This window comes from Rhodoferax ferrireducens (genome assembly GCF_031458075.1).
Classification (GTDB): Bacteria; Pseudomonadota; Gammaproteobacteria; order Burkholderiales; family Burkholderiaceae_C; genus Rhodoferax_B; species Rhodoferax_B ferrireducens_A.
This window is the reverse complement of the sequence record NZ_JAVDXT010000002.1, coordinates 206,696-229,917: the sequence shown is the minus strand read 5'-3', so window position 1 is coordinate 229,917 and position 23,222 is coordinate 206,696. Positions and strand designations below refer to the sequence as shown.

Sequence of the window (23,222 nt, the reverse complement as noted above, 5' to 3'; positions counted from 1 at the left end):
AGATCGGGTAGCAATTTTAGGGCAGCGCTCTATCACCCTGCCGACAGCGGGTTGTCGATAAGCGACAGACTGGTTAGAAGAGCACGCGGCTGCGGATGGTGCCGGGCACGTGGGCCAGCTTTTCCAAGGCCAAATCACTGGACTCCGCGTCTATATCGATCACCACATAACCAATCTTCTCGTTGGTCTGCAGGAACTGGGCGGCAATATTGATGCGGTTGTCGGTAAACACCTGGTTCACCGCCGACAGCACGCCGGGCACGTTGTGGTGGATGTGCAGCAAACGGTGCTTGCCCGAATGGCTGGACAAAGCGACTTCGGGGAAATTGACCGACGAGGTGGACGTGCCGTTGTCGCTGTACTTGACCAGCTTTTCCGCCACTTCCAGGCCGATATTGGCCTGCGCCTCCATGGTGGAGCCGCCGACATGCGGGGTCAGGATCACGTTGTCCAGACCGCGCAGCGGCGACTGGAACTCGTCCTTGTTGCTGCGGGGCTCTTCGGGGAACACGTCGATGGCGGCGCCCAGCAGCTTCTTGCTCTTCAGCGCTGCGGCCAGGGCTTCGATATCCACCACTGTGCCGCGCGCGGCGTTGATCAGGATGCCGCCCTGCTTCATGGCCGCGATCTCGGCCGGGCCGATCATCCACTGGGTGGCGGCGGTTTCAGGCACGTGCAGGGTGACGATGTCGCTCTGGCCCAGCAGATCGTGCAGATTCGCCACCTGGCGCGCATTGCCCAGCGGCAGCTTGGTCACCACGTCATAAAAGCAGACCTGCATGCCCAGGGCCTCGGCCAGCACCGACAGCTGGGTGCCGATGGAGCCATAGCCGACGATGCCCAGGGTCTTGCCGCGGATCTCGAACGAATTTTCGGCCGACTTGAGCCAGCCGCCACGGTGCGCGACCGCGCTTTTCTCGGGGATGCCGCGCAACAGCAAGATCGCCTCGGCCAGCACCAGCTCGGCCACCGAGCGGGTATTGGAAAACGGCGCATTGAACACCGCAATGCCGCGCTCGCGGGCGGCGTCCAGGTCCACCTGGTTGGTGCCAATGCAAAAGCAGCCCACGGCAACCAGCTTGCTGGCATGGGCAAACACCTCGGCGGTGAGCTGGGTGCGTGAGCGGATGCCGATGAAATGCGCGTCGGCAATCTTTTCCTTCAACTGCTCTTCGGGCAAGGCACCAGACAAGCTCTCGATCTGGGAATAGCCAGCACTGCGCAGCACCTCCAGCGCGGAAGGGTGCACCCCCTCTAATAAGAGAAACTTGATCTTGCTTTTGTCCAGAGAAGTCTTGCGCATGCGGTGCCCGGCGTCAGAGGTGGAAAGGGGAAACAAGCTCCCCCAAGGGACGGCGATCCTAGCATGCTGCAACGCAGCAAACGGCGCTATCAAGGCACGGCATTGCTCGCAGCATGGGCTTCCATATTCGCGCCGAAAACGCGGCAAAACGCATCAAAACGCATCCATACGAACGGGTTTTCCCGCTGGTGGACTTGTCAGCTAAGCGACAAAATTTCATTGTTTTGTCATTTCGTGCACCTAGCATCAGCCCCTTTGTCAACCGTTCGCCCAGGAGTTTCCATGCAAATCAACCGCTTGGCAGTGGCTGCCGCCATCGCCGCCGCCACCGCCTTTTCTGCCCAGGCCCAGACCGAGATCCAGTGGTGGCACTCCATGAATTCCGTCAATGGCGAATGGGTCAACGACCTGGCCAAGGACTTCAACGCCAGCCAGAAAGACTACAAAATCGTGCCGACCTACAAGGGCCAGTACGACGAATCCATGACCGCCGCGATTGCCGCCTTCCGCGCCGGCAATGCGCCGCACATCCTGCAGGTGTTTGAAGTAGGCACCGCCACCATGATGGCCAGCAAAAAAGCCATCATGCCGGTCGGCCAGATGATGAAGGACGCTGGCGAGAAGTTCGACCCCGCTGCCTACATCCCTGCGGTGGCCAGCTACTACACGGCGGCCAATGGCCAGATGATGAGCTTCCCGTTCAACAGCTCGACCACCGTGTTCTATTACAACAAGGACGCGTTCAAGGCCGCCGGTCTGGACCCTGAAAAAGCCCCCGGCACCTGGCCCGAAGTCGCCCTGGCCGCCGCCAAGCTGAAAGCCAGTGGCCACAAATGCCCGTTGACCCTGGCCTGGCAAGGCTGGACCCAGTTGGAGAGCTTCTCCACCTGGCACAACGTCGAGTTCGCCACCAAGGCCAATGGCCTGGGCGGCATGGACGCGCGCATGAAGATCAACTCGCCGCTGCACGTACGCCACATCGAAAACCTGGGCAATATGGCCAAGCAAGGCCTGTTCGTCTACAAGGGCCGGCAAAACATCCCCGAGGCCAGCTTTGTGTCGGGCGAGTGCGCCATGATCACCACCTCCAGCGGCTTCTATGGCAACGTGAAGAAGAACGCCAAGTTCGGCTTCGGCCTGGCCCCTCTGCCCTACTACCCCGACGTGCCCGGCGCACCGCAGAACACCGTCATCGGCGGCGCCAGCCTGTGGGTGCTGGCCGGCAAGAAACCTGAGGAATACAAGGGCATCGCCAAGTTCTTCAGCTATCTGTCCCGCCCCGAAGTGCAGTCGGCCAGCCACAAGCGCACCGGCTACCTGCCGGTGACCACCGCCTCCTTCACGCTGACCGACAAATCGGGTTTCTATAAAGAGAACCCCGGTACCGACGTGGCACCCAACCAGATGATCCGCAAGACCACCACCAACTCGCGCGGCATCCGCCTGGGCAACTACCTGCAGGTGCGTGCGATTGAGGACGAAGAACTGGAACAAGTCTGGGGCGGCAAGAAGTCGGCCAAGGAAGCCCTGGACGCCATCGTGCTGCGCGGCAACGAGCAGCTGGAACGCTTCGAAAAAGCAAATAAGGGCGGTTAAGCCGGAGCCCATTAGTCACTATGGAAAAACGCGTCGTCTTTCAATCAGGTTGGCTGCCCTGGGTCCTGATCACCCCGCAGGTCATCGTCATCACGGTGTTCTTCTTCTGGCCTGCGGGCCAAGCCATGCTGCAGTCGCTACAACAGTCGGACGCGTTTGGCACCTCGGTCGACTGGGTCGGGCTGGAGAACTTCCGCAATCTGTGGAACGACGCCAGCTACCTGGCTTCTTTCCAGACCACGGCGGTGTTCTCCATCCTGGTGGCGGTGCTGGGCATCGCCTTGTCGCTGATGCTGGCGGTGTTTGCCGACCGCGTCATCAAGGGCGCCAGTTTCTACAAGACCCTGCTGATCTGGCCGTATGCGGTAGCCCCGGCCGTGGCCGGTGTGCTGTGGCTGTTCATGTTCTCGCCCAGCATCGGCATCGTGGCCTATTGGCTGGGCCTGCTGGGGCTGGACTGGAACCATTTGCTGAACAGCACCCACGCCATGGCCCTGGTGGTGATGGCGGCGGTGTGGAAGCAGCTGTCGTACAACTTTTTGTTCTTTCTGGCCGGCTTGCAGTCGATCCCCAAGTCGCTGATCGAAGCCGCTGCCATGGACGGCGCCCGGCCCTGGCGGCGCTTCTGGACCATCCAGTTCCCGCTGCTGACGCCGACCAGCTTCTTCCTGCTGGTGATCAACATCGTCTACGCGTTTTTTGACACCTTCGCCATCATCGACGCGACCACCAAGGGCGGGCCTGGCAAGGACACCGCCATCCTGGTCTACAAGGTGTATTACGACGGCTTCAAGGCCATGGACCTGGGCGGCTCGGCCGCGCAGTCGGTGGTGCTGATGGTGATCGTGGTGGCACTCACGGTCGTGCAATTCAAGTTTGTCGAAAAGAAAGTGAACTACTGATGGCGGATATTTATGGTTGAGCGCCGTTCCTTTGCGGGCATGCTGGCCCACGTGATTCTGATTCTGGGCGTGATCATCGTGGCCTTCCCGGTCTACATCACCTTCGTCGCCTCCACCCACACCGCGAGCGAGATGGTGCAGATGCCCATCCCCATGCTGCCGGGCTCGCACTTTGTCGACAACTACGTGGCCGCGCTGAAGGGCGGCACCGGCAGCGGCGGCTCCAGCGCTTCGGTGGGCCGGATGATGGTGGTCAGCCTGGTGACGGCGCTGACCATTGCCATCGGCAAGATCGCCATCTCGCTGCTGTCGGCGTTTGCGCTGGTGTACTTCCGCTTTCCGTTCAAGCAGTTCTTCTTCTGGGCGATCTTCGTTACGCTGATGCTGCCGGTCGAGGTGCGCATCGGCCCGACCTACAAGGTGGTGGCCGACCTGGGCATGCTGGACAGCTACGCCGGCCTGACGATTCCGCTGATTGCCTCGGCCACCGCCACCTTTTTGTTCCGCCAGTTCTTCATGAGCGTGCCGGACGAACTGGTGGAAGCCGCGCGCATGGACGGCGCCGGGCCGATGCGCTTCTTCTGGGACATCCTGCTGCCGCTGTCGCGCACCAGCATGGCCGCGCTGTTCGTGATCCAGTTCATCTACGGCTGGAACCAGTACCTGTGGCCGCTGCTGGTGACCACCAGCGAAGACATGTACCCGGTGGTGATCGGCATCAAACGCATGATCTCCGGCGGCGACGGCCAAACCGAATGGAACCTGGTGATGGCCACCGCCATCCTCGCCATGCTGCCACCCGCGCTGGTGGTCATGCTGATGCAGAAATGGTTCGTCAAGGGTCTGGTCGATACCGAAAAATAGTGGCTCACCCCCAGGCTACAGTGCTTCGCATCTTTCGCTACCCCCCTTGCAGGGGGCAACACCAGCAGCCTGGCAAAGCCAGTTCTGCGGTGTTTCTGGAAAAGGTGATTTGCACTGCACATGAGGTTTATTGACACCGGTAATTTATAGAAAATCGGGCTCTGGCGCAGGTACCACCTGCGCCAGCAGCTATTAAAAAAGTAGCAACACAGTTTATGGCCGCCATCACACTCAAGAACGTCATCAAGCGCTACGGCAAAGGCGCCAGCGCCAACCAGGTGATCCACGGCGTCAACGCCGAGATTGCCGACGGCGAATTCATCGTCATCGTCGGCCCCTCCGGCTGCGGCAAATCCACACTGCTGCGCATGGTGGCCGGGCTGGAAGAAATCAGCGACGGCACCATCAGCATCGGCGGGCGCGTGGTCAACGACCTCGAACCCAGCGAGCGCGACATCGCCATGGTGTTCCAGAACTACGCGCTGTACCCGCACATGACGGTGTTCGACAACATGGCCTACGGCCTGAAGATCGCCAAGGTGCCGGTGGACGAGATCAAAACCCGGGTCGACAAAGCCGCCAAGATCCTGGAGCTGGGCCAGTACCTGGCGCGCAAGCCGCGCGAACTGTCGGGCGGCCAGCGCCAGCGCGTGGCCATGGGCCGGGCCATCGTGCGCCAGCCGCAGGTGTTTTTGTTCGACGAACCGCTGTCCAACCTGGACGCCAAGCTGCGCGCCCAGACCCGGCTGGAGATCCAGAAGCTGCACCGCGAACTCGGCATCACCTCGCTGTTCGTCACCCACGACCAGGTCGAGGCCATGACCCTGGCCCAGCGCATGGTGGTGATGAACGGCGGCGTGATGGAGCAATTCGGCACGCCCGAAGAGGTCTACACCCGGCCCGCCAGCACCTTCGTCGCCAGCTTCATGGGCAGCCCGCCGATGAACCTGCTGCGCAAGGCGCCGAACACCGCCCTGGGCGGCCCGGCCGGCGCCACCCTGGGCATCCGCCCCGAACACCTGCAGCTCAGCCCGCAGAACGGCAGCAGCTGGGCGCTGCAGGTAGAGACCACCGAAATGCTGGGCGCCGAGCGCCTGGTCTATGCGCGCCTGGGTGACGAGTTGCTGATCGTCCGCACGGATGAGAGCACGCCCTCCCCGGCCATCGGCAGCACCATCCACGCCGCGCCGCGCCTAGACCGGCTGCACTGGTTTGATGGCGATACCGGCAAGCGCCTGAACTAAGCCGCCTAGGCAGCGCCAGGCCCGCGCTGTGGCTATAGTTTGGGTTTGATCCATTGCATTTTTAAATCCATAACCCATGCAAGTCACCGCACACCACTGGCCCTACCCGCGCTGGATCGCCCACCGCGGCGCGGGCAAACTGGCCCCTGAAAACACCCTGGCCGCGTTCCGCCTCGGCGCGCAGCACGGCTACCGCATGTACGAGTGCGACGTCAAGCTCAGCGCCGACGGCGTGCCGTTTTTGCTGCACGACGACACTTTGGAGCGCACCAGCACCGGCACAGGCCTGGGCGGCGACCACGCCTGGGGCGCCCTGGCCCAGCTGGACGCCGGCAGCTGGCATTCGCGCAGCTACGCAGGCGAAACCCTGCCCACGCTGGACAACATCGCTGCCTTCTGCCTGCGTAACGGCCATTTTCTGAACATCGAGATCAAGCCGACCACCGGCTTGGAGCGCCTGACCGGTGAGGCCGTAGCCCACCACGCATCGCGCCTGTGGCGCGGCCAGGCGGTGCCGCCGCTGCTCAGCTCCTTCAGCACCGATGCCCTGCACGGCGCGCTGGCCGCCCAACCAGCCTTGCCGCGCGGCCTGCTGCTCGACGAGCTGTGGGACGGCTGGCTGGACGCGGCCCAGCAACTCGGCTGCGTGGCCATCATCTGCAACTACCGACTGTGGAATGCCGACACCGTCGGCCAGGCCAAGGCCGCCGGCATGCGCACCCTGAGCTACACCGTGAACGACGCCGAATCCGTCCAGCGCCTGATAGACCTGGAAACCGACGGCCTCATCACCGACCGCGTCGACCTGTTCAGCCCCGTCGCCTGACACCGACTCTCTTCTTGCGCGCTTCTTGCTTGCCTGACCCGCATGCCCAGTCGTTCCGCTCCCCGCCATCAAAGCGATGCCCCGGTACTGACACCGCTGCTGCAGCGCTGTTCGCGGGCGGTGGTGCGGCTGGGTGTGTGGCGCACCACCTTGCTGTTCAGCGCCAGTATCTCGCTGCTGTCGCTGGCTTTTACCTGGGCCTATCTGCGTCTCAGCGGCTACACGGAAATGGGCGAGGCCTTCTACATCTCGCTGCTGGTGCCGTTGCCGATGACACTGCTGCCCGGCAGCCTGATCTTCGCCCTGGTGTCGGCGCTGGAGCAGGCCCGACATACCGCCCACACCTTGGCGATGACCGACAGCCTGACCAATCTGCGCAACCGGCGCTACTTCATGCACACTGCCCAGCGCGAACTGGACCTGGCCCAGCGCCACCAGCTGCCACTGGCCCTGCTGATCCTGGACATCGACCATTTCAAGCGCGTCAACGACCTGCACGGCCACGACATGGGCGACCAGGTGCTGGTCGAGGTGGCCCGGCGCTGCGAGAAAGTGCTGCGCACCACCGATGTGCTGGCCCGCTGGGGCGGCGAAGAATTTGTGGTTTTGCTGCCCAACACACCGCTGGAGCAAGCCCACCAGCTGGCCGAGCGCATGCGCGAAAGCGTGGCCTACTCGGCCCAGCTGTATGCATCGGACGACGCGGTGCGGGTCACCATCAGCATCGGGGTGGCGGCTACGACCACCGGCCAGCCGACCACGCTGGACTTGCTGGTGCAGGCCGTCGACCGGGCCTTGTTCGACGCCAAGCGGGCCGGCCGCAACCAAGTCTGGCTGGCACCGCAACGCCACCCGAAGCTGGCCGCTGGGCCGGCCTTGGTCGGTTAGCTACGCGTCATCCACCACTGGCTGGAGGCACAGGCCAGCACCAAGGCTGCGTAGGTTGCCATCTTGCCGTCGTGGCCAAAAAACCAGAGGCCGCCCAGCAACACCGCCAGGCACACTACAAAATTAATAGCAGCCTGCGCATACAAAGACTGTGCTGCAGGTCTTTTTTTCATAAATAGGCGGGCGGCCAGCGCCGTCAACACGGCCACGGTCAGCGCGGGCGCAGCGAAATTCAGCAAGTGGATCAGTAAATCTATAGGTCCCATAGAGGCAATTTTCAGTCTTTAGGACCAGGTGGGCGGTTTTGCTTCACACAAATTTTATAATCGGGGGATGGCAGTTTGGGCATTAGGCATTAACCACACCACCGCACCTCTGGATTTGCGCGGTCGGTTTGCGTTCGCCTTGGACCAGATCGGCCCGACCCTGCAGGGCTTGCGCTCGGCCCTGTCGGGCCCGGAAGCCGCCATCATCTCCACCTGCAACCGCACCGAAGTCTATTGTGCGGGCAGCCAGCAGGCGCTGGACCGCACCGTCGATTGGCTGGCCCACAGTGGCGGCGTATCGCCGGCCTTGCTGCGTTCGCACTCCTACACCTTGCAAGACGGCCCCGTGGCGCGCCACGCCTTCCGCGTCGCCAGCGGGCTGGACTCCATGGTGCTCGGCGAGCCGCAGATCCTGGGCCAGATGAAGGACGCAGTGCGCGTGGCCGAACAGGCCGGCGCCCTGGGCACCACCCTGAACCAGCTATTCCAACGCTCGTTTGCCGTGGCCAAAGAGGTCCGCACCTCGACCGAGATCGGCGCGCACTCCATCAGCATGGCCGCCGCCGCGGTGCGCCTGGCCAGCCAGCTATTTGAAGACTTGGGCAAGGTGCGGATTCTGTTTGTCGGCGCTGGCGAGATGATCGAGCTGGCGGCTACCCACTTTGCGGCCAAGAACCCCAAATCCATCGCCATCGCCAACCGCACGCTGGAGCGCGGCGAAAAGCTCGCCACCCGCTTCGGCGGCGAAGTCATGCGCCTGGCCGACCTGCCCAGCCGGCTGCACGAATTCGACGCCGTGGTGAGCTGCACCGCCAGCACCCTGCCCATCATCGGGCTGGGCGCGGTCGAGCGGGCGCTGAAGATCCGCAAACACCGCCCAATGTTCATGGTCGATCTGGCCGTGCCGCGCGACATCGAGCCCGAAGTCAAGGCGCTGGAAGACGTCTACCTCTACACCGTGGACGACCTGGCCCATGTGGTGCAGAACGGCCAGGCGAACCGCCAGGCCGCGGTAGCCCAGGCAGAGGTCATCATCGACGCCGGCGTGCAAAGCTTTCTGCACTGGATGGACCAGCGCGACCCGGTGCATGGCGTGGTGCCGCTGATCCAGCAGCTGAACGCCCAGGCCGACGAATGGCGGGCCACAGAACTGGCCCGCGCGCGCCGCCTGCTGGCCAAGGGCGACGACATCGAGGCCGTGCTGGACATGCTGTCCAAAGGCCTGACGCAGAAGATGCTACACGGCGCCATGGCCGAGCTGCGCGCCGGCGATGCCCACAGCCGCGAGCACACGGTGCAGGCCATCCACAAACTGTTTTTGCGCAAAGAGCGTTAGCGACGCTGCTGTCTGCGCCCTCCCCGTTGCACGGGGAATATTGCCCCGACCCTCGGGGTTGTCACTTTTTGAATTACCCGCTATGAAACCCTTTCTCCGCCAACAGCTTGAGCGCTACGCCTTTCGCCTTGCCGAACTCGACTTTCTGCTGTCCCGCGAGGACATCATGGGCGACATGAAGCAGTTTTTGCTGCTGTCGCGCGAACACACTGACGTGGGACAGGTGGCGGCGCGCTTTGCCCGCTACACCCAGCGCGAGGCCGACCTGGCCGCCGCGCTGGAGATGCAATCCGACCCGGAAATGGCCGAGATGGCCGAGGAAGAAATCACCTCGGCCCAGGCCGAGCTGACCCGGCTGGAAGCCGAGCTGCAGCGCATGCTGCTACCCAAGGACCCGGACGACGCGCGCAATGCCTTCATGGAAATCCGCGCCGGCACCGGTGGCGATGAATCGGCGCTGTTCGCCGCCGACCTGCTGCGCATGTACACCCGCTACGCCGAGCGCCAGGGCTGGAAAACCGAGATCATGAGCGAGTCGCCGAGCGAACTCGGCGGCTACAAGGAAGTGGTGCTGCGCCTGGAAGGCGACGGCGTCTACGGCCAGCTGAAATACGAGTCGGGCGGGCACCGGGTACAGCGCGTGCCGGCCACCGAAACCCAGGGCCGCATCCACACCAGCGCCTGCACCGTGGCGGTGCTGGCCGAGCCGGACGAGCAGGAAGCCATCAAGATCAACCCGGCCGACCTGCGCATCGACACCTACCGCGCCAGCGGCGCCGGCGGCCAGCACATCAACAAGACCGACTCGGCAGTACGCATCACCCACATCCCCACCGGCATCGTGGCCGAGTGCCAGGACGGCCGCAGCCAGCACAGCAACAAGGCGCAAGCGCTGAAGGTGCTGACAGCCCGCATCCACGAAAAAGACCGCTCGGAGCGCGCCGCCAAAGACGCCGCCGAACGCAAAGGCCTGATCGGCAGCGGCGACCGTAGCGACCGCATCCGCACCTACAACTTCCCCCAGGGCCGCTGGACCGACCACCGTATCAACCTCACGCTGTACAAGCTGCTGTTCATCATGGAAGGCGACCTGGCCGAACCGCTGGGCGCGCTGCGCGTGGCACAAGAAGCCGAACAACTGGCCGAACTCGAAGTCGGCACTTAAACCCCAAGGACACCATGGCACGCTCCATCAATAAAGGCCCCAAGCCCAGCGGCGGCTACGCCAAAGTCTCCAGCAAGTCGCTGAAAGACGCCCAGGAGAAAAGCGCCAAGCGCCTGGCGCCCCGGCCCGAACATCCGGGCCTGGGCAAAGCGGCGCGCACCGCCAAACGCCCGCCGGCCTCGGTGTATGGTGACGCCGCCAATAGCTTGCAGATCGCTCTGCTGGGCGCACAAAAGCACGGCATCGACAAGCTGGACGCGCGCATGCTGCTGTTGCACGCGCTGGGCAAAGACCCTATGGACGCCGCCTGGCTGCTGGCGCATAGCCAGGACGCACTGAGCCCCGCCCAGGCGGCGGCCTTTGGCAGCGCCTGCACCCGCCGCCGGGCCGGCGAGCCCGTGGCCTACATCACCGGCCACCGCGAGTTCTACAGCATGGATTTGCAGGTAGATGCACGCGTGCTGGTGCCCCGGCCGGACACCGAAACCCTGGTCGACTGGGCGCTGGAGCAACTGACTGGACAGACCGCGCCACAGGTGCTGGACCTGGGCACCGGCAGCGGCGCCATCGCCTTGGCGATCCAGAAAACCCGGCCAGATGCACGGGTCACGGCGGTGGACGTGAGCGCCGATGCCCTGGCCGTGGCGCAGGCCAATGCGGCGCGGCTGGCGCTGCCGGTGCAATTCATCCAAAGTTCCTGGCTGGCGCAGGTGGAAGGCAGCTTCCAGCTGATCGTGTCCAACCCGCCCTACATCACGGACACCGACCCGCATCTGCCCGCGTTGGCCCACGAGCCACGCAGCGCCTTGACCGCTGGCTGCGATGGGCTGGACGACATCCGACAGATCATCACCCAAGCAAGCCCGCAGCTGCTAGCCAAGGGCTGGCTGCTGCTGGAGCATGGCTATGACCAGGCTGCGGCGGTGCGCGCCCTGCTGGAACAGGCGGGCTACACCCAGGTGCAGTCGCGGCAGGATCTGGCCGGCATAGAGCGCTGCAGCGGTGGGCAAAAAATATAAGTGTTTTAGGCCTCTAGCGCTTATTTAATATGCGCAAGCAGCTACAAGATATGTAGCAATCCAAGATATCGGGCATCCCTGGTCAAAACGGGGACACCCACAGGCGTACGCCCCGTCGCCGCACCCGAGGTGAAATAATGGGGGTTTGCTTTCCAAGGAGTCTCATGATGAGCGACACACAACAACGCATCGATGCACTGGTCAAATCCAACGAAGTTCTGCTGTTCATGAAGGGCAATGCCAGCTTCCCACAGTGCGGCTTCTCCGGCCGCGCGATCCAGCTGCTGAAGGCTTGCGGCGTGGACACCAAGACCATCAAAACCGTCAATGTGCTGGAAGACGACGAAATCCGCCAGGGCATCAAGGAATACAGCCAATGGCCCACCATTCCGCAGCTCTACGTCAAGGGCGAGTTCGTCGGTGGCTCGGACATCATGATGGACATGTACGAATCTGGTGAGTTGCAACAGGTACTGGGCACCACGCCCACCTGAGCCCGCACGCTTTTGTGCGCCGCGCTGTGGCGGCCAGCCCACAGCCCGCAAATAGCTCCGCTTAGCGGCACTATTCCACGTCTCCCGCCATGGTGCGCTGGCACGGCTTATGCTGAAATGAAGCTGTGCCAGCAACCAGGAGAAATCGATGGAATCCCGCAGCCTTGTACCGCATGCATCCTCGTTCCAATTGCCTGTCGCCAACGTGCGCAGCGTGTTCCAGCCGCACGACGTAGAGCGCAAGCTCGCCAAACTCCCCAGCCGCGAACACGAAAACCTGCGCAGCACCTATGAGCGCATGCTGGAGCGCGGGCCCGACCGCTTCCAGGTCAAGCCCTCCGGCATCCCCGAGATGTCGGCGCTGTACCAGACCCTGCCCAATTTCACCGAAGTGCTGGACGACGTGAAACGCCACGTCGCCCTGAGCCAGGACAGCCGTGACGGCCTGGAGGTCACGCCGATTCTGCTGCTCGGCCTGCCCGGTATCGGCAAGACCCATTTCGCCAAGAAGCTGGCCGACCTGCTGGGCACCGGTATGAACCTGGTCCCCATGAGCTCGATGACCGCAGGCTGGCTGCTGTCGGGCTCCTCATCCCAATGGAAGGGCGCCAAACCTGGCAAGGTGTTCGAGGCGCTGGTGGACGGTGAATACGCCAACCCGGTGATCGTGGTCGACGAGATCGACAAAGCCAGCGCCGACGCGCAATACGACCCGCTGGGCGCGCTCTACAGCCTGCTGGAGCACGACACGGCGCAGAACTTCATGGATGAATTCGCCGAGGTGGCCATCGATGCAAGCCAGGTGATCTGGATCACCACCGCCAACGACGCACGGGGTATCCCGGAGCCGATTCTGAACCGCATGAATGTGTTTGAGATCGAACCGCCCTCGCCAGAAGCAGCAAGGCAGATCGCCCGCAATCTCTATACCTCCATCCGCGCCGAGCATGGTTGGGGCGAACGCTTTGCGCCGGATCCCCACAACGACCTGCAGGATGCCTTGTCGGAACTTGCCCCTCGGGAAATGCGCCGGGCGCTGATGACAGGCTTTGGCAATGCCCGGCTCGACGGGCGCGACACCGTACGGGTGGACGACCTTCCGCGTGCCACGCAGCACAAGGGACGTATGGGTTTTATCCAGTAGCGGGGAGCCGTCTCAGTTGGCTTTGTGTCGCTGCAAAAGCTGCTTCACAAAGTTGGCTGGGATGGCATAGGTAATGCCGGAAGGCTGGCTCATGGCCGACTCCTTGGTGCCTTTGATAAACACCATGTTGATGATGCCCACCACCTCACCAGTATCCACATCAAACAAGGGGCCACCGCTATTGCCGGGATAGGCGGTTCCGTCCAGCTGGAAGATATCGAAGCTGCCGTCTCGGAGGCTGCGAATGGACTTTTCCGTGAGCTGCTGGCCCGTAGGAGCCGGCAACACAATCGGGGTGATGGACGACACCACGGCCCGGTGCGTTACCGGAGAAAACCCCAGTGCGCCGCCAATCGGAAATCCCATCAACGCCAGCGACTGGCCTTCGCGCACCGTCTCCGAATCTTTCAGCCGGAGACCGACCACAGGCTCGCCGCTAAACCGCAGCAGGGCCAGGTCGTGCAAGCGATCCACCTCCAGCACCTGGGCTTGCCGCGTCTGCCAGCCACCCTTGGCATCGCGCACCTGCACCACTAACTCCGAGCCGGAACTGTCTTCCGCACCGCTGTACAAGACATGGGCATTGGTGATCACCAAATTAGCACCCACGTTCTGGTCAGCGACCACAAACCCAGACCCCCGCATCGTAAAACGCGGGCTGTTTGTACTTTTGTAATAGCCCACCACCGAAATAGCAGGCTTGACTTTGGTGATGGCATCCGACAAATCAGCCTTTGCCGGATTCATTTGAGAGTAAATGAGCAAGGCAAAGATCGGCAGGAAAAACTTCCATGCAATATTTTTCAACTTAGGCAATATCATCCTTACCGCCTTTCTGGAGAATAAACTCCTTCAAATATCACATCCCCTTAAGAACAGCGTCCACCTCGGCATGCTCGGTGAATTTATCGCCAAGCTTGGCCAGATCTTCGAGCAATGGTTTTGCCTTAGCTTTATCGCCTGACTTTAAGTATATTTTTGCAATATTCAACTTAAATGTAAGATTGGCCGGCTGTAGTGCAATCGCCTTGTTTTGCCATTCCAGGGCCTTTGCATAATCCCCTTTTTCCGACAGAAGCATGGCCAAAGTATCCATAAACGGGGCCTGGTTAGGCGCCAAGGCATTGGCCTTTTCCGCATAGGAAATTGCAGTATCCTTTTTCAACTGACCATGCACCCAGGCCAAGTTGTTATAAGCGACTGCACTACTTGGCTGCAACTGAACCACGGATGCATACAATTTTTCAGCCGCTGCATAATCTTTCTTCAGCAACGCAGCATCTGCAATATACATCATGAAGTCGATATCTTTGGGATTATCCTTCAACCAGGACGCTGCAAATTTATCGGCTTCAACCTTGTTTCCAGATGCCACAAACACATTGTGGATCTTTATAGCAGGCTCTGAAGATGTGCCTTGCTTCGAGGCCAGTCTAAATGCAGTTAAAGCGTTATCCCACTTCTTTTGAACCACATTTACTTCACCCTCCAATATGTAACCAATAGCATCCTTGGGGCGCTGTTTTTGTATTCCACGAGCGACAGTGATAGCATTTGAGTAGCGTTCGGCAGTAATATTTAGTGCGACTAAACCGCGCTGAGCCTCCAGCAAGTCAGGCTTCAACTCTAAAGCCTTGGTCAGATTCTGTATTGCAGCATCTGTATTTTTGGCAGCCACGTTAATATTAGCCATACGCAAAAATGGTTGCGGCGATGAAGGCTGAATACTGGCAAGCTTGGTGTAGGTAGAAAGTGCCTGGTTGGTATCACCCATTGCCTGCTGCGTTCTTCCCAACGCGTCCAACAGCTCAGGACTCTCAGGCATTGCAGTGACTGCATTTTGAGCCGTTGAAAATGCTTGTTTGTATTCTTTATTTCTTAACAACAAGTCAATCAGTAAAATACGGGGTCCTACTTCTGCAGGGCTGGCTGTCACAGCTTTGCCGATCAACTCTGCCACCTCCTCTTTGCTGCCACCGGCCATCGACTTGAGTCCAGCCAAACCAATATATGCTTGGCTATTTTTTGGATCTTTAGCTAGAACACTTTCAAATCTCTTTCTAGCCTCATCTGGTTTTTTTTCCGATACATCCAATGCGGCAAGACTCGCAATTGCAGGAAAGTAATCCGGATTCATCACCAAAGCAGATTCAAAGCTCTTTCTGGCCGCCACCGCATCCTTTTGAGCATTCTGAATATTTCCACGCAAATTGGCGATAAATGGATTTTTTGGCTTCTTTTTATCCATAACATCGATGGCCTTCATGGCCTTATCGAACTCACGCCGGCGTATATGCGCACTGATCAAAGCCAGATCTGCGGTAGTTCCACTGTCCGATGCCGCAATATCTTGCAATTCAGTGAATGCAATCTCCGTCTCACCTGCCATCATATGGGCCAATGCCAACGATGTCCGTTTACGCCCATCCTTCGGGTCCAGTTTCGCCGCTTTCGAAAAGAAATCACTGGCTTTCTTAAAATCGCCATTCTGCAAATAGACTTCGCCTGCAATTGAATAAAGTGCTGTATCAATCGGCTCTGACGTCAACGCAGGGGTTAATGTCGCCAATGCTTTTGCAGGCTGACCTGTGCGCAAGTAGGTTAACGTCAGCAACCGACGCGCCAACAAGTATTCAGGAGCCGCAACCAATGCTTTATTCAAATATACTTCGGCTTGCACAAATGAATTCAACTGGAATTCCGTCGCGCCCGCCAATTGTAAAACCTTGGGAGCATCTGGCGCAATCTTCACAAGTTGTTGAGATAGTTCCCTGGCTAATTTGAAATCTTTCTTTTGATATGCAAGCTGAACTTCGAAAAATTTGACCTGCGGGTTATTTGGCGCAATCTTCTTTAGAACATCAAGCTGTTGCCCCCCAACATCAAGTTTATTTTGCTGCAGCAACAAGGTTATCAAACCCATGTGACCCAACAAATAATCCGGCTTTATTTCTATCGATTTTTTATATAACCCAATTGCTCCATCCAAATCATTTTTTGAGCGAAGAATAATATCGCCCTTTGTTTTAAAAAGATCTGGATTATTAGGGGATTTTGCGATCAGAGCATCAATTTCCGTCAAAGCTGCTGCATACTCACCCTTGCCGGCCAAGCGTCGAACCACAATAATTTGAGCTTCTATATTTTCAGGCTCTGCTGAAATGGCCGCATTTAAATATTTTTGCGACTTATCTACCAAACCTTGAACAGCGTAAGCATTGCTCAAAGAAATATTTAAATTTGCCTTGGCACTTGCTGAACCCAACTCGATTCCAGACAACTCATCCGTAACCTTCTTGTAATTTCCTTGCAACAACAAGACCTTAGCAAGCTCAGGAACAACCAAATCATCTGAATACTTCAAGCTACGCGCTTTATCAAATTCAATTTCTGCACCAGCCAAGTTTCCTTCATGAAAAAGTGCTCGACCTAATAAAAATCTTGCCTCCCCCATATTGGGATTAGCCTGCAATGCATTTTTTATCTGGATAATGGCTGTTTTCTGATCATTTTTCGCCAAACTCTCTTTCGCTGATGCAATAAGTACCTCCGGCTTCTCTTCACCACATGCGGCAAGCAATAGCGCCATAGCCAGTACAGAAATAGCACCCCGTGCATAAGTATTTTTTGATATCATTTTTATCCCAATGCAAGCCAGTTGGCAAATTATTTACTTCAAACCCAAGCGATACATCAAATCATACAAAGTAGGACGGCTAACGCCAAGCAGTTCTGCCGCCTTGACAATATTCCCATTTACCCGCCCAAGAGCTGAAATAATCGCATTTTTCTCCGCATTATCGCGAACCGCCCTTAAATCAAGAGAGCTGTCACCAATTTCCAAATCAGGCGACTCCAGACCTACGTCTTCTGGAAGAATTTGATTGCTATCGGCCATAATCACGGCTCGCTTAATGCAATTTTCCAGCTCACGAATATTGCCTGGCCAAGGATGGCGTTCAATAGCGCGAACACTTTCTTCACTCAGGTTCAAAGAGCCTCTGTTTTGCTCGCGGGCAAAGCGCCGCACAAACGAATAAGCCAGAAGTGCAGCGTCTCCTTTGCGCGAGCGCAACGGCGGGATATTGATAACGATCTCTGCCAGTCGATAGTAAAGATCTTCCCGAAACCGGCTTTCCTTGCTCAGGGCCTTCAAGTCTTGGTGGGTGGCGCACACGATGCGAACGTCCACTGGGATTTCTTGACGCCCGCCCACGCGCTCGATGGTTCTTTCCTGGATGAAGCGCAGCAATTTGGCTTGCAGTGAAAATGGCAGATCGCCGATTTCATCGAGCATCAAAGTGCCGCCATTGGCGAGTTCAATCTTCCCTAGGGTAGTTTTGGCTGCGCCTGTAAAAGCGCCTTTTTCGTAGCCAAACAACTCGCTTTCGAGCAGATTCTCGGGAATGGCCGCGCAGTTGATGGCGACGAACTTCTCGTTTTTACGAGATGAGGTCTGGTGCAAACCGCGCGCCAAGACCTCTTTACCAGTACCGCTCTCGCCCAGCAACATCACGGTGGCCGTGGTGTTGGCTACTTTTTCAATGGTGCGGCAGACGCGCAGCATCTCTGGATCTCGGGTGACCAAGCCAGCCAGCGCATCCGGCTGGTACATGGACTGCAGGCGCCGGTTCTCCTTTTGCAACTCGAACATCCGGAACGCGCGCTCTATGGTCAGATTCAGCAATTCGGGCTCGAACGGTTTCGCAAAAAAGTCATAGGCCCCCAAAGCTACCGCACGCAAAGCATTCGCCTGGTCGTTCTGACCGGTCAAAACAATGACTTTGGTATCTGGCTCGACCGTCAGGATTTGTTCCAGCAACTTGAAGCCCTCGGTCACTCCGTCCTGGTCGGGAGGCAGTCCCAGGTCCATCGTCACGACGGCAGGACTGTGCCTGCGCAATTGCACCATGGCACTGTCGCGATCATTCGCAGTCACCGACTCAAACTTATCCACCGACCATTTAATCTGCTTCTGCAAGGCCAGATCGTCTTCCACGATCAGCAGTGCACGTGCGCTATCAGAACTCATGAAGCCCCCAATACATTCAAATCCGACTCTTGCTGGACTTCAAACAAAGGCAGTAACAATGTGACCAAAGTTCCCTTGTTGAGCGCACTTTTTACCAAAATCTTCCCCCCCAATTCCTGCACGTACTGAAAACTCTCATAGGCGCCGATACCCATACCGGCCTGTTTGGTCGTCTGAAACGGCTTGAACAGCCGCTCTTGCACGAACTCTTCCGACATCCCATGACCGGTGTCGCCGATCTCGATACGCGCTTGTCCGCTAGCCCGGTCCAGGGTGAGCCATACGCGCCCCGATGGATCTGTGGCATCAAAAGCATTCTGCACGACATGCCCGATGATGCGTTCCAGGCGTTCCTCGTGTCCACGCGTAATCACCTTGTCGACCAAGGTTACTTCCAGCTGGCGCCCTCGCTTGGCTGCTACAGCCGAAATACGCTGGATGATGGCCCCCAAATCCACGCCTACGGCCGTACCCGGCGGTGTAGCCCCCTCGCGCAATTGGAGCATTAGCTGGCGCATCCTGTCTAATGAATTCTCCACCGTCATCAGCATGTCTTGCTGGAACTCGGGGTTGGCATGCAAGCGCTTGGCGTTCTTCAACATCAACGACAGCTGGGTCACGATGTTTTTAAGGTCATGCACCACAAATGCCGACATGCGGTTGAACGCATCAAACTTGCGCACCTCCAGCAATGCCTCTGTGGCCCGCATCTGCGCCAAATAGCTGGCGGCTTGGCGGCCAGCTGTTTTGAGTAGATCGTTGACCTCCCAGTTCACATCTATCGTGGTGCGGGCCCGCGCCAGCACCACAAAACCAATCAGTTCCCCCCCTGATGTCAACGGCACCACCAGCCATGCCTGCGCAATACTGTGCAACCACAGGGGCAAAGTCAGGTCGCCATAACGCTTGGAATAGGAGCGAAATTCCTCCAAATTGATAACCCAACCGCTAACGGCCAAGAACTGGCACAGAGGGGAATCTGCATCCTCTTTGTCCAGCGTGGTCACCAGATTCCAATGGGCGGTTTGGCGAAATACCGGCTCCCCGGTGCTCTTCATCCACAAGCCTCCGCCTGGGCTTTCCAGCATATCGGCAAGCGCCCGTACCACCTGCTGGCCCATGTCCTGGGGCGAATGGTTGCTGGACAAGGTCTGTGTGAATTTAAGCCACTCTTCCCGGTAGTCGTAGCGGTAACGAAAGAAGTGCTTGCCCACCAAGACCCGCAACTTGGCCCGAAACGACCCCGACACTGCCAGCACCATCAATACGATCAGGGCAGAAAACACGACACCCACTTGCAGGGCACGCCCCCACTCTCCACCGAAGTAGCGTACGTAATAGCCGACCGCCGAAATAAACAGCAGATACGCCCCCGCCACCAGCAATGTCGCCGAGTGGAATGCCGCCTTTTGCGACACCCGGATGCTGGCAATCCAATCGTTGCGCCGCGTGGTCGACAGCAGCAGCAGCAGCACCATCAAGGCATGAACAGCGCCGCGGATGCTGAGTACATCGGAATCCAGGCGTTTGAACAAAACGGCTTGGGAATACAGGTACAGATCAAACAAGAAGGTGCCCGCCAAGCCCAGACTGAGAGGCTTGACATTCCAACGCGAGTCTTCCGTAACGTTTCGGTAGATCTGCTCGAGCAACACCATGGCCAGGACGGGAAGAGCCATGGCACTGATCAGCAACAACCGCTCAGCATCACCCGCAGCGACGATGTTGAGCAACCCGATAAAGGGCGCCAATACGCCAAAAGCGATGATGCACACGGCCAGCCAAGGTAACCACGCCATGCCCTGAGGCAACTTCCCGTTGCGGCTGGAGCGGCATAGCGTCAGCATGAAACCATACCAGCATCCGTAGCGCAAAACGTCGGCCAAGATACCCAGCAACAGCCAATACAGGGGGCGTCCGTCCCGAACCACCAGCTCCAACCAGCCCCACAACGCAGTAGACGCCACAGCGCCGAACAGATAGACAGCGGAAGGATTGCGGGGTGCCCGCAAATAGCCGGTCAGCCACAGACGCAACACAAATGCGGTGTACGCCATCCCCACCAAGGCATAACCCAGGGCAGTCAACGTCACGGTTTGGCTATCCATGGGCGGGCACGCGGTGCAACGTGAAAGCGCGGTCGACTGCCACTAAGTACGCATCAACGCGAACCCTTGGCCATCAGCACCACTCCCACAGTTTCAAACAGGATGACGATGTCCAAGAACAGCGAGTGGTTCTTGACGTAGTACAGGTCGTACTGCAGCTTCTCAGCCGAGTCCTCCAGCGTAGAACCATAGTGGTAGCGTACCTGTGCCCAACCGGTCACGCCTGGCTTGACGCTTTGGCGGACCGCGTAATAAGGAATTTGGCGGGTCAACTGGTCGACGAAATAAGGACGCTCTGGCCGTGGCCCAACCATGCTCATATCGCCGTTCAACACGCAAAACAGCTGGGGCAGTTCGTCGATACGGACTTTGCGGATGAACTTGCCGACCTTGGTCACACGGTCATCCTGGGCAGCGGCCCAGCGCGGGGTTCCATCCTTCTCCGCATCGGTGCGCATGCTGCGGAATTTGATGACATTGAACAAGCGGCCGTTAAAACCCACGCGCTCCTGGCGGTAAAAAACCGGCCCCGGACTCTCCAGCACAACCAGCAGCATGGTCACGAGCATGATGGGCAAGGTCAGCACAATCAACACCAGCGCACTCGCAATATCGAACAAGCGTTTGACTGCGGTGCGCAAGCCGCCCTGGCTAAAGCCGTCGCCAAAAATCAACCATCCCGCATTCACCGAATCCAGCCGGATCTGGCCTTTGGTCTTCTCGAAATGGGTCGCCACATCCACCACCCGCACACCGTGCAGTTTGCAGTCCAGCAACTCGCGCAAAGGCATGCTGCCGCCCCGGCGCTCCACCAAGGCCACCACGATCTCATCGACTTCCAGCTCCAGCGCGGTATCGGTCAAGGACTTGTGCTTGGACAGAATCCCCCAGGCCGAGACTTCGGACTCGGCTTCATTGGGGCTGGCGTAATAACCTACCACGTCCACGTGGGGGTCTTCGTTCTTCAAGGTCTTGCCCACCAGAGCGGCGCGCGGTCCAGTACCAAAAACCAATACCCGGTGGCGCATCATGGACTGCGGCATGGAATGCACCACGTACACCCGGTGCAGCAACACGATCGCGAAACCCACCATGGCCGCCATGGCCAGGGTTTCCCGGTTGGTCGACTGGGGGAACAGCGAGAACATCGTGTAAGTCAATGGCACAGCCAGCAGCAGCGACAAGGCCGCACGCGCACGCGATTGGTTCAATGAACGGTTATGGATACGCTGGTAAAAGCCCAACGTAGAGTTGATCACCAGCATCCCCAGCGACAGCAGACTCGCATGCCCCAGTAAAGACACCACGGCAGTCAGGTCTTCACCCTTCCAGATGACCACTGCCATCACGGCAATGATGACCAGCCCGAGATCAAAAAAGATCTGCTGCAGCGTCCGCCGGTGCAGGTAATGGTTGAATATCTTGATCACGCCCGGCCTCCCTCTACAGGGCCATGGGCGTCCTGGAACAGCCCCCATGCCGCAGACCTATGGCGTAAATCACCCCCATGGGCCGCTACAAACTGTGTTTGGCGTGCAGACTTTTTAAAAAAAGGCATCGATTATCTTTAAATGCGTCTTGGTATATCTAAGAACTATACGGCTTGCTTGCGCGCGCCCCAAAGCGACATGCACCGCCCCTCCCGCATAGCTTTTGCCACCGCATTATGGGCTTTTTTTGGTACAGATTAACCAGCGAAAGACCGGCATTTCCCCTGGTTCTTGGCAAACTTCACGCTAGCATCCCCGCTTTATCCGGCGCGGCGGCGCGGCACAATCCACGGCATGGGAAAAAGACTACTCATAGCAGGCGCTGGAATCGGCGGAATGGCGGCGGCACTGGCAGGCGCCAAGGCCGGCTGGGAGGTCCAGCTGATGGAGCGGGCGTCCACTTTCAGCGAGATTGGCGCGGGTATCCAGATCGGCCCCAATGTCACCCGGCTGCTGTACCGCTGGGGATTGCAGCACGCCGTGGATGCGGTCGCCGCCTTCCCGCAACGCCTGCAGGTACGCGATGCACTATCGGCACGCGAACTGGGAGTACTCACCCTGGGTGCGACTATCCAGCAACGCTATGGAGCGCCCTACGCCGCCATCCACCGCGCCGATCTGCATGCCCTGCTGCACAGCGCGGTAGCGCGGCACAGCGGCACCACGCTGCTATTGAACCAGGACTTGCAGCAGTTCGGCCAGACCCGCAATACCGTCACCGTGCGCAGCGCCAGCATGGAGCAGTACGAAGGCGACGCCCTGGTCGGCGCCGATGGCCTGTGGAGCCCCGTGCGCCAATGGCTGCTCGGCGATAGCCCACCCCGTGCCACCGGCCACCTGGCCTACCGGGCCCTGGTGCGCCAGTCCGATCTGCCAGCCGCCCTGCGCTCACAGCAGGTCACCGCCTGGCTCGGCCCCCGGCTGCACGCCATACAGTACCCAGTGCGCGGCGGTGACTGGCTGAATCTGGTCGCCTTTGTGCAGGGCCAGTTGCCCGGCCAGCCCACCCATCTGGACCATTGGGACCACAGCGCCAACGCCGCCGACCTGCGCACCCACCTGGCCCAGGTATGCACGCCCCTGCAGGACATACTGCACGCCATCACCGCATGGCGCCTCTGGGTGCTGTACGACCGACCGCCCATGCAGGGGCCGCACCAGCATGCCCAGGGCCGGGTCGCGCTGCTCGGCGATGCGGCCCACCCGATGCGCCCCTATCTGGCACAGGGTGCGGGCATGGCCATAGAAGACGCAGCCACCCTCGGCCAGGTGCTGGAGCACAGCGCAGACATTCCCGCAGCGCTGGCCCAATATGCCCAGCAGCGCTGGCAGCGCAATGCCCGGGTCCAGGCCCGGTCGCTGCGCAACGGCAAAATCTTCCACGCCCAAGGCCTGCTGCGCTGGGGCCGGAACCGTGCGATGCAGCTCGGCGGCGAGCGCCTGATGGATTTGCCCTGGCTGTACGGCGGGGGACTGACACCGCAGATTGCTACAAAATAAGTAGCTGCTTGCGCTTATTGAATAAGCGCTAAAGCCCTAAAAGGC

19 protein-coding genes are annotated in these 23,222 nt (G+C 59.3%); 12 read left to right on the top strand and 7 right to left on the bottom strand.

Going from position 1 to position 23,222, the window contains the following annotated elements; translation table 11 throughout:
- Positions 1-73: 73 nt before the first annotated feature.
- Positions 74-1,303 carry a phosphoglycerate dehydrogenase gene (gene serA / locus J2X19_RS10105; protein ID WP_310373034.1) on the bottom strand — a complete coding sequence of 410 codons (1,230 nt, stop codon included), beginning with the start codon at positions 1,301-1,303 and terminating at the stop codon, positions 74-76.
- A 282-nt stretch (positions 1,304-1,585) separates the two neighbouring features.
- Between serA and ugpB the strand changes: the two genes are divergently transcribed.
- The 6 genes from ugpB to J2X19_RS10075 all read left to right on the top strand — a co-directional run bounded on the left by ugpB (position 1,586) and on the right by J2X19_RS10075 (position 7,623).
- Entirely contained in the window at positions 1,586-2,899 is a 1,314-nt protein-coding gene (ugpB, locus tag J2X19_RS10100; RefSeq protein WP_310373033.1) for a sn-glycerol-3-phosphate ABC transporter substrate-binding protein UgpB, read from the top strand.
- 20 nt (positions 2,900-2,919) lie between these two features.
- A complete protein-coding gene (ugpA, locus tag J2X19_RS10095) occupies positions 2,920-3,801 on the top strand; it encodes a sn-glycerol-3-phosphate ABC transporter permease UgpA (RefSeq protein ID WP_092756668.1) in 882 nt (293 codons plus the stop codon).
- A 12-nt stretch (positions 3,802-3,813) separates the two neighbouring features.
- The gene (ugpE, locus tag J2X19_RS10090) at positions 3,814-4,665 is read left to right on the top strand and encodes a sn-glycerol-3-phosphate ABC transporter permease UgpE (RefSeq protein WP_116603960.1); all 852 of its coding nucleotides are present in this window, start codon (positions 3,814-3,816) and stop codon (positions 4,663-4,665) included.
- A gap of 215 nt (positions 4,666-4,880) precedes the next feature.
- Positions 4,881-5,909, top strand: a complete 1,029-nt coding sequence (locus tag J2X19_RS10085; protein WP_116603961.1) for a sn-glycerol-3-phosphate import ATP-binding protein UgpC — start codon at positions 4,881-4,883, stop codon at positions 5,907-5,909.
- A 76-nt stretch (positions 5,910-5,985) separates the two neighbouring features.
- A complete protein-coding gene (ugpQ, locus tag J2X19_RS10080) occupies positions 5,986-6,735 on the top strand; it encodes a glycerophosphodiester phosphodiesterase (protein ID WP_310373032.1) in 750 nt (249 codons plus the stop codon).
- Positions 6,736-6,777: 42 nt separating this feature from the next.
- Positions 6,778-7,623, top strand: coding sequence for a GGDEF domain-containing protein (locus tag J2X19_RS10075; RefSeq protein ID WP_310373031.1), 846 nt, complete (start codon positions 6,778-6,780; stop codon positions 7,621-7,623).
- Here J2X19_RS10075 and J2X19_RS10070 read toward each other — a convergent pair.
- A complete protein-coding gene (locus J2X19_RS10070) occupies positions 7,620-7,889 on the bottom strand; it encodes a hypothetical protein (RefSeq protein ID WP_310373030.1) in 270 nt (89 codons plus the stop codon). The genes J2X19_RS10075 and J2X19_RS10070 overlap by 4 nt on opposite strands.
- A 67-nt stretch (positions 7,890-7,956) precedes the next feature.
- Here J2X19_RS10070 and hemA point away from each other — a divergent pair, with 67 nt between their 5' ends.
- The 5 genes from hemA to J2X19_RS10045 all read left to right on the top strand — a co-directional run bounded on the left by hemA (position 7,957) and on the right by J2X19_RS10045 (position 13,047).
- Entirely contained in the window at positions 7,957-9,225 is a 1,269-nt protein-coding gene (hemA, locus tag J2X19_RS10065; protein WP_116603965.1) for a glutamyl-tRNA reductase, read from the top strand.
- An 82-nt stretch (positions 9,226-9,307) separates the two neighbouring features.
- Positions 9,308-10,390 (top strand): peptide chain release factor 1, encoded by a 1,083-nt coding sequence (gene prfA, locus J2X19_RS10060; protein ID WP_310373029.1) that lies wholly within the window; start codon positions 9,308-9,310, stop codon positions 10,388-10,390.
- Between the two features lie 14 nt (positions 10,391-10,404).
- Positions 10,405-11,409 carry a peptide chain release factor N(5)-glutamine methyltransferase gene (gene prmC / locus J2X19_RS10055; protein WP_310373028.1) on the top strand — a complete coding sequence of 335 codons (1,005 nt, stop codon included), beginning with the start codon at positions 10,405-10,407 and terminating at the stop codon, positions 11,407-11,409.
- Between the two features lie 167 nt (positions 11,410-11,576).
- The gene (gene grxD, locus J2X19_RS10050; RefSeq protein WP_116604272.1) at positions 11,577-11,903 is read left to right on the top strand and encodes a Grx4 family monothiol glutaredoxin; all 327 of its coding nucleotides are present in this window, start codon (positions 11,577-11,579) and stop codon (positions 11,901-11,903) included.
- 148 nt (positions 11,904-12,051) lie between these two features.
- Entirely contained in the window at positions 12,052-13,047 is a 996-nt protein-coding gene (locus tag J2X19_RS10045) for an AAA family ATPase (protein WP_116603968.1), read from the top strand.
- A 12-nt stretch (positions 13,048-13,059) separates the two neighbouring features.
- On the opposite strand, the gene J2X19_RS10040 is transcribed toward J2X19_RS10045, so the two are convergent.
- Genes J2X19_RS10040 through J2X19_RS10020 form a run of 5 tightly spaced genes read right to left on the bottom strand, consistent with a single transcriptional unit; the run spans position 13,060 to position 21,617 of the window.
- Positions 13,060-13,869 carry a S1C family serine protease gene (locus tag J2X19_RS10040; RefSeq protein WP_310373025.1) on the bottom strand — a complete coding sequence of 270 codons (810 nt, stop codon included), beginning with the start codon at positions 13,867-13,869 and terminating at the stop codon, positions 13,060-13,062.
- 37 nt (positions 13,870-13,906) lie between these two features.
- Complete coding sequence (gene prsT / locus J2X19_RS10035) at positions 13,907-16,684, bottom strand: XrtA/PEP-CTERM system TPR-repeat protein PrsT (RefSeq protein WP_310373023.1); 2,778 nt, start codon at positions 16,682-16,684, stop codon at positions 13,907-13,909.
- A gap of 33 nt (positions 16,685-16,717) precedes the next feature.
- The gene (gene prsR / locus J2X19_RS10030; RefSeq protein ID WP_116603970.1) at positions 16,718-18,079 is read right to left on the bottom strand and encodes a PEP-CTERM-box response regulator transcription factor; all 1,362 of its coding nucleotides are present in this window, start codon (positions 18,077-18,079) and stop codon (positions 16,718-16,720) included.
- On the bottom strand, positions 18,076-20,187 hold the full coding sequence (gene prsK, locus J2X19_RS10025) for an XrtA/PEP-CTERM system histidine kinase PrsK (RefSeq protein WP_310373020.1): 2,112 nt from the start codon (positions 20,185-20,187) through the stop codon (positions 18,076-18,078). Before prsK ends, prsR begins: the two co-directional genes overlap by 4 nt.
- A gap of 53 nt (positions 20,188-20,240) precedes the next feature.
- Positions 20,241-21,617: a TIGR03013 family XrtA/PEP-CTERM system glycosyltransferase gene (locus tag J2X19_RS10020; RefSeq protein ID WP_310373017.1), complete on the bottom strand. Its 1,377-nt coding sequence runs from the start codon at positions 21,615-21,617 to the stop codon at positions 20,241-20,243.
- Between the two features lie 354 nt (positions 21,618-21,971).
- Here J2X19_RS10020 and J2X19_RS10015 point away from each other — a divergent pair, with 354 nt between their 5' ends.
- Complete coding sequence (locus J2X19_RS10015; protein ID WP_310373016.1) at positions 21,972-23,177, top strand: FAD-dependent monooxygenase; 1,206 nt, start codon at positions 21,972-21,974, stop codon at positions 23,175-23,177.
- Positions 23,178-23,222 lie beyond the last annotated feature (45 nt).

What these genes read in the sequence shown, in the direction of transcription:
- serA (WP_310373034.1), bottom strand. Translation starts at nt 1,303, where the DNA reads ATGCGCAAGACTTCTCTGGACAAAAGCAAGATCAAGTTTCTCTTATTA.
- ugpB (WP_310373033.1), top strand. Translation starts at nt 1,586, where the DNA reads ATGCAAATCAACCGCTTGGCAGTGGCTGCCGCCATCGCCGCCGCCACC.
- ugpA (WP_092756668.1), top strand. Translation starts at nt 2,920, where the DNA reads ATGGAAAAACGCGTCGTCTTTCAATCAGGTTGGCTGCCCTGGGTCCTG.
- ugpE (WP_116603960.1), top strand. Translation starts at nt 3,814, where the DNA reads ATGGTTGAGCGCCGTTCCTTTGCGGGCATGCTGGCCCACGTGATTCTG.
- J2X19_RS10085 (WP_116603961.1), top strand. Translation starts at nt 4,881, where the DNA reads ATGGCCGCCATCACACTCAAGAACGTCATCAAGCGCTACGGCAAAGGC.
- ugpQ (WP_310373032.1), top strand. Translation starts at nt 5,986, where the DNA reads ATGCAAGTCACCGCACACCACTGGCCCTACCCGCGCTGGATCGCCCAC.
- J2X19_RS10075 (WP_310373031.1), top strand. Translation starts at nt 6,778, where the DNA reads ATGCCCAGTCGTTCCGCTCCCCGCCATCAAAGCGATGCCCCGGTACTG.
- J2X19_RS10070 (WP_310373030.1), bottom strand. Translation starts at nt 7,889, where the DNA reads ATGGGACCTATAGATTTACTGATCCACTTGCTGAATTTCGCTGCGCCC.
- hemA (WP_116603965.1), top strand. Translation starts at nt 7,957, where the DNA reads ATGGCAGTTTGGGCATTAGGCATTAACCACACCACCGCACCTCTGGAT.
- prfA (WP_310373029.1), top strand. Translation starts at nt 9,308, where the DNA reads ATGAAACCCTTTCTCCGCCAACAGCTTGAGCGCTACGCCTTTCGCCTT.
- prmC (WP_310373028.1), top strand. Translation starts at nt 10,405, where the DNA reads ATGGCACGCTCCATCAATAAAGGCCCCAAGCCCAGCGGCGGCTACGCC.
- grxD (WP_116604272.1), top strand. Translation starts at nt 11,577, where the DNA reads ATGAGCGACACACAACAACGCATCGATGCACTGGTCAAATCCAACGAA.
- J2X19_RS10045 (WP_116603968.1), top strand. Translation starts at nt 12,052, where the DNA reads ATGGAATCCCGCAGCCTTGTACCGCATGCATCCTCGTTCCAATTGCCT.
- J2X19_RS10040 (WP_310373025.1), bottom strand. Translation starts at nt 13,869, where the DNA reads ATGATATTGCCTAAGTTGAAAAATATTGCATGGAAGTTTTTCCTGCCG.
- prsT (WP_310373023.1), bottom strand. Translation starts at nt 16,684, where the DNA reads ATGATATCAAAAAATACTTATGCACGGGGTGCTATTTCTGTACTGGCT.
- prsR (WP_116603970.1), bottom strand. Translation starts at nt 18,079, where the DNA reads ATGAGTTCTGATAGCGCACGTGCACTGCTGATCGTGGAAGACGATCTG.
- prsK (WP_310373020.1), bottom strand. Translation starts at nt 20,187, where the DNA reads ATGGATAGCCAAACCGTGACGTTGACTGCCCTGGGTTATGCCTTGGTG.
- J2X19_RS10015 (WP_310373016.1), top strand. Translation starts at nt 21,972, where the DNA reads ATGGGAAAAAGACTACTCATAGCAGGCGCTGGAATCGGCGGAATGGCG.